This window comes from Pirellulales bacterium (assembly GCA_035533075.1).
In the GTDB taxonomy this organism is placed as follows: Bacteria; Planctomycetota; Planctomycetia; order Pirellulales; family JAICIG01; genus DASSFG01.
This window is the reverse complement of sequence record DATLUO010000158.1, coordinates 1-5,858: the sequence shown is the minus strand read 5'-3', so window position 1 is coordinate 5,858 and position 5,858 is coordinate 1. Positions and strand designations below refer to the sequence as shown.

Below are 5,858 nucleotides of genomic sequence, written 5' to 3'. Positions count from 1 at the left end.
CGAGATGAACGAAGTGCCATCCTCCACCTGGCCAGGCTCTGCCCCAGCCACCGCCGAGGTCTCATTCTCGGCCGCGTGATGTATACAATTACGGAAGACGGCACCAGCAGGCGGTTGCTGTGCGACGGGTCAGTGCCGTGGGCGAGGAGGGGATTGATGTTCAACCAGACAATTGGGCGGCCGATGGAGATCCTGCTCGTCGAAGACGGGCTGGTCGATGCCAGCGTGACCATCGGCGCCTTGAAGAAGGGCCAGATTCAGCACCGCATGACGCTGATTCGTGACGGCGCGGAAGCGATGGAGTTTTTGCGTCAGGACGGCAAGTTTGCCCGTGCTCCGCGTCCCGACCTGATTCTGCTCGACCTGGGATTGCCGAAAAAAGACGGCCGCCAGGTGTTGCAAGAAGTCAAGGCCGATGAAACGCTGAGCGGCATTCCCGTGGTGATCATGACCAGTTCGGACGACGAAGAGGACCGCATCCAGAGCGAACTGCTGGGGGTGGACGCCTTCGTCACCAAGCCGGTCGACTTCGAGAAGTTCTTGACGGTCGTTCGGCAGCTCAAGCGATATCTGCACGCCGATTTGATCCTGCCGGCACTGTAAGGTAGCAGACCCATGCCGAGCGAACGAGAGAAGATGCTGGGGGGCGAGTTGTACGATCCGCTGTGTCCGGAATTGGTTCGACTTCGCGAGCAAGCCAGGGATTTCTGCCACGAGTTGAATTTCAGCCGCGAGTGCGAGCGGGAGAACCGCCGCCGCATCTTAAGGGCCTTGCTGGGCGGGGGAGGCGAGAGTGCCTGGATCCAGCCGCCGTTCTATTGCGACTACGGGTCGAACATCTTTCTCGGCGAGCGGGTGTTTTTCAACTTCAACTGCGTCGTGCTCGATGTCTGCCGGGTGACGATCGGCGACTTCACCATGTTCGGGCCGGCGGTGCAAATCTATGCGGCGACGCACCCCATGAACGCCCACCAACGGCGTAGCCGCGAGTTCGGCAAGCCGGTCCTGATCGGCGACGACGTCTGGGTTGGAGGCGGGGCGATGATCTGTCCGGGCGTGACGATCGGTTCCCGGTCGGTGATCGGCGCGGGCAGCGTGGTCACGCGCGACATCGGCGAGGCGGTGTTCGCGGCCGGCAACCCTTGCCGCGTGATTCGAGAGATTACGCAAGAGTAGGTGCAATCCCGCCTCACCGTGTGTCGTCCCGATCGTCATCGGCGGATGAACCGATCTGCCGGCGAAGGGCTGCCCGGTTCTCGGCCGCCGCGGTGAGCTGCGGGTCGAGCTGCAAGGCACGGTCGTAGTCGGCCAGGGCCGCATCGGGACGATCGAGGGCCGCGTAGGTCAATGCCCGATTGTAGAAGCACTCGGCGTGGGTGGGGGCCAAGGCCACGCACACGCAGAACGCATTCAGCGCTTCGGGATAGAGAGCGAGCCGATAGGCGCAGCGGCCGCGGTAATAATTGGCCCAGAAGTCCTGAGGCCGCTCCGTCACCGCGCGGCGAAACTCGGCCAGCGCCCCGCGCTCGTCATTCGCGCGCAGCAGAACGCGACCCAGGGCGTTGTGTTCGGGCGCCGCGGGCAGGGCCGGATGACTGCCGGTCGTAGTCGGTGCGGAGTTCGCACCGGCCCGGAGCCGCCGTGTACGGCGCAAAACTTCGTTGGGGCCAAGCGTGGCTTCGGCCTCATCGAGCAAGGCCAGCGCACGCCGGGTGCTTTCGGAATCGTCGGCGGCCAGGCGAGCTTCGATGTCGATCCAGAACAGGACCAGATCGAGCAGGTCGGCCTGTACCGAGGCCTGCGACACACCGGCGATCGTTTGCGAATCGCGATCGAGCAGCCGGTCCCGCACGGCCCAATATGACTGGCAGGTGCGTCCGGCCTCAATCAACCGCTCGCCGGCCAGCAGCGAACCGCCGTCCAAGAACCGCAGTCGTTCGACGAACTGATGGAGGTCGTCGAGCAGCTTTGCCCGCCGAGCGGCGTCGAGGCGCTCTCGCAACGTGCGCTTCAGCAGGGCGGCACCAGGGACTGGTTTCAAGGCGTCGAGCCCGCGCTGGAGACGGTCGATCGCCGCGTCGTACCCCTTGCGGTCGAGCCATTGCTGGCCGTCGACGAGCGCCAACTGCGACTGGTCGGTCCGCTGGCCGGCCCACAACCAGGCGACGGCGGCCAACGCGGCCAAGGCCGCCATTGAGCTGACAAGCCGCACCGCCGACTGCGGCCGCCGGCGACGCCATTTCCGCCAGCGTTCCGCAAGGCCGCGGTTGCGCACGCCGCGCAACGGCAGGTCGGCCAGATGCCGGCGCAAGTCATCGGCCAGGGACTGCGCGTCGGCATAGCGACCGTCGGGGTCCGGCGAGAGACATTTCGCCAGAACGTCGGCCAGGCCGCGGGTGACGTGCCGATTGACGTGTCGCAACCCATAGGGGCCTTCAGCCGGATGCGTCAGCGGGCCCTCGCCGGCGAGCATTTCGTCGAGAATCATGCCCAGCGCGTAGATGTCGGCCCGCGCATCGACCGCCCGCGGCACCGGCCGGCCGCCGCGCACGGCCTCCAGCGCCGACGCTTGTTCGGGCGGCATGTACTGTTGCGTGCCGCCCACCCACTCGGCCGCCGTCCGCCCCGGAACGATCGGCCCGCGGGCAAGATGAAAATCGAGCAGCATCGGCTGGCCGTCGCCGGCCAGCAGCAGGTTCGAGGGCTTGAGATCGAAGTGGACCAGACCGCGTTGGTGGGCGTAGTGCAAGGCCTCGGCCAGCGAAGCGCCGATCCAGCACACCGCTTGCACGTAAGTCGCCTGATTGAGGAAGTTGAGCACGGGACCGCCCACGGGCGCGCTCGGCGCCGCGATGTGGCAGCGGAGCAGGGCCTCGGCGATCGTCTTGCCGGAGCGATCGTCGATGCGGACCGGCTTCATCGCGGCGAGCACGGCCGCCAGGCTGGCGCCGCCCATGAACGGCATACAAAGCAGCCGCAGCCGGCGTTCGGGCAGGTCTTGCGCCAGATAGAGCGGCACGATGCCGGTGTGCTGCAAGCGCGCCAGCGACAGATGCTCGGAGACATCGAGCGCGGTCAGCTTGACGACCACCGCCCGATCGGAAAGCGATGGTTGCCTGGCCAGGAAAACGCGGCCTTGCGAGCCGCGGCCGATCTCGCGGAGCAACTCGAAGTCGCCGCAACATTCGCCCGGCCGCGGAAAATCGGGCGGGGGCAGCGGCGCTTCGAACAGGTCGTGACAAGCGAGCAGCACCTCCAGTTCGGCCCGCCATTGAGGAAACCGGGCCGCGATCTCTTCGAGGTCGACTTTCTCGTCCGCCTCGTGCCGCAGACAAAGCTCTTCGCTGATCAACCTCAGCACCGCTTGCGGCGACGACTTGAGCAAAGGATAACGCAACAGCAACTCTTCGACGCCGACACGCTGGCCCGTCCGCCAGGCCGCGCCCATCGCCAGGGCCGCCTCGCTGGCCAGCGCTTCCTCGGCAGAACGTGGCGCTCCCGGAGCTTCGCCTTCCGACGAGGGAGTTTCAGGGAGTGCTGTGTTGTCGGACATAGAACCCTGAACCCTAATACGCTGGGCCGGCGCTCTCAAGCTCGCTCGCTTCCACACTACACACGCTTGATCGCTCGCAGCGCCTCCGCTTCCGGCAATGTCTTGTAGTAGCCGTCGAGCGGATAGCAGCCTGACACAAGGCCGTTGCGGGGAGCCGTCGTGCAGTCGCTGAACGTGCGACACACTCGCTTGCGCTCCAGAATGCCGCGCTCGAGCACGTCGGCGGGTAATTCAGGATAGGCAAGCACCATTCGGCCAAGTCCGACGAAATCGATCCAGCCCGCTCGAACTACCGCCTGCGCCACGTGCGGCAGGTAGTCCTGCAAATAACTGTACCCGCTGCCGACCAGGGGCCAATCGGGAAACGCATCCTTGCACTGCCGGGCGACTTCGATCTGACGTGCCACACCGGCCAGCGGGTCTTCGGGAGGTTGATAACCGTCGCTGGGCGGAAAAATGGCGGGCCGCTGAATGTGCGGCGAATAGTACGGGCTGCCGCACGAGATGTTCACCAATGCCACGCCGAGCGCTTTGAGCTGGGCCAACAGCAGCAACGGCTCGGCCAGGTCGATTTCCAGCGGATTGCTGTGCGCCACTCCGAACCCAAATTGATACGGCAGCAACCCTCCATACTCCATCGGCCGACCGATTTCGCGGCTGGTGACGTAAGGCACCACGTCGAAGACGCTCAGCCGGACGCCGACGAGCAACCGCGGGTAACCGTCGCGCACCCGCTCGACGATGGTCCGCAACAGGCGGGTGCGGCCCTCGAAGTCGCCGCCAAAACGGCCGGGCCGGATTCGCGCACTGAGGAACTCGTGCAGCAGATAACCGTGGCAGGCCTTGACATCGACAAATTGAAAGCCGGCCTGTGAGGCAACACCGGCCGACTCGACGTAGCGGTCGATGAGCCGCTCAAGCTCGTCATCGGTCCAGACCAGCGAGCGATCGTCCGGGTCGATGCCGAACTTTTGGTCGAGCAACGGGTGATGAAAGGCGATGCGAGGTTCGAGTTGTCCGCTATGGGGCCGGCAAAAGCGGCCCGAGTGGGTGAGTTGCAGGCCAACAAGCAGGTCGTCGGTGTCGCCGTGGCGCTGGCGATGGGCGCGGCAAAGTTCATCCAGGAGCGCGGCCAGCCCGGCGAGGTTGGAGGCGGTGGCCAACGTCTGCCGCGGATTGGCCCTGCCCGCCGCGTCGACGGCCGCCGCTTCGCCGCCCCAAATCAGCTTGGCCCCGCTGATGCCGAAGTTTCGCCAGCGGCGCAAGGTGTGCCGGGAGGGCGATCCGTCGCGATGGGCGTCCCAGCCTTCCATCGGTTGAATGCACCAGCGATTGCCGACCCGCCGACCGCGAATCTCGACGGGTTCAGCCAGCGGCGAACCGGCCGCCGATGTAAGAACCGTTTCGTCCAGCGGCAGTTCCAGGCCGAGCCGCGCTAGACGGCCCCGCAACGCCGCGGGAGACTTGAACTGGGCGATTTTGGGGTACACGAGCGTTGACGAGCGAAGCGGGGAACCGTACCATCGGGTGTAGAGCGCCGATCATACCACGATTCGGCCTATCTCATCTCTCTCCCCGTGGAAAGGAGGACCGCTCGATGCCACTGTTCGAAGTGGAAACAGAGTCGCACATTATTATCACCTGGGCCCACGATCAAGACGCCGCCGCCGCCGTGGTTCACGACGCCTATCCCAGCGAACGGGTGCTGCGGCTGACCAAACGCCCCCGCGACACCTGGGTGATTTCCAAGAGTGCCCTGGGCATTGCCGGGCAAGTCGATGTTTGCCACACGGCACGCGACTGCCTCTCGAAGGCCGCCGGCGACAAAGTCCATGCCATTCGGCTTTACATGCACGAGACCGGTTCCGACCTGGAACGGGCGCGCAAAGTCATCGAATCGAACATGGTCATGGGCTGGTAGCTAGGGTGCCTTGTGCAGGCGTTGCGGCAGCGTGAACGAGTAGAGAATCGTCACGGTGCCCGCCGACAGCAGGCTCCACGGCGCCCAGTCGGAGGGCGTGAGTTCTCGTTTGGGGGCGGCAAGACCAAACATGCCGCGCTGTTCGCCGCGAGAAGGCATGGTGGCCTTCTCAATCACGAGGCATTCGGCCCCCAGCACGCAGCAATAAATCCCCAAGGCAAGAAACAAGGCGCGCCACATTTCCGGCTTCTCCGTTTTTAACAGCAACACTCGTGCGAACGTAGGGTGGGAGCGAGCGAGCTTGCGAGCGCCGGCCCACCGGTGATTTTGGATTTTGGATTTTCGATTGGCGGAATCCAAAATCCAAAATCGAAAATCCAAAAT

General features: G+C 64.9%; 6 protein-coding genes. 3 read left to right on the top strand and 3 right to left on the bottom strand.

Going from position 1 to position 5,858, the window contains the following annotated elements; all coding sequences use genetic code 11:
- Both VNH11_19830 and VNH11_19825 read left to right on the top strand, forming a co-directional pair.
- The coding region (locus tag VNH11_19830) for a response regulator (protein ID HVA48626.1) at nt 1-603 on the top strand (603 nt) is incomplete at its 5' end.
- A gap of 12 nt (nt 604-615) precedes the next feature.
- Nucleotides 616-1,176, top strand: a complete 561-nt coding sequence (locus tag VNH11_19825) for a sugar O-acetyltransferase (protein ID HVA48625.1) — start codon at nt 616-618, stop codon at nt 1,174-1,176.
- 13 nt (nt 1,177-1,189) lie between these two features.
- On the opposite strand, the gene VNH11_19820 is transcribed toward VNH11_19825, so the two are convergent.
- Entirely contained in the window at nt 1,190-3,553 is a 2,364-nt protein-coding gene (locus VNH11_19820) for a serine/threonine-protein kinase (protein HVA48624.1), read from the bottom strand.
- A 56-nt stretch (nt 3,554-3,609) separates the two neighbouring features.
- The gene (locus VNH11_19815) at nt 3,610-5,043 is read right to left on the bottom strand and encodes an NADH:flavin oxidoreductase (protein ID HVA48623.1); all 1,434 of its coding nucleotides are present in this window, start codon (nt 5,041-5,043) and stop codon (nt 3,610-3,612) included.
- 107 nt (nt 5,044-5,150) lie between these two features.
- On the opposite strand from VNH11_19815, the gene VNH11_19810 reads away from it, so the two are divergent.
- Nucleotides 5,151-5,474 carry a DUF6793 family protein gene (locus tag VNH11_19810; GenBank protein ID HVA48622.1) on the top strand — a complete coding sequence of 108 codons (324 nt, stop codon included), beginning with the start codon at nt 5,151-5,153 and terminating at the stop codon, nt 5,472-5,474.
- Here the strand turns inward: VNH11_19810 and VNH11_19805 are convergent.
- Nucleotides 5,475-5,858: hypothetical protein (locus VNH11_19805; GenBank protein HVA48621.1), on the bottom strand; the 384-nt coding region annotated here is incomplete at its 5' end. It lies immediately after the preceding gene.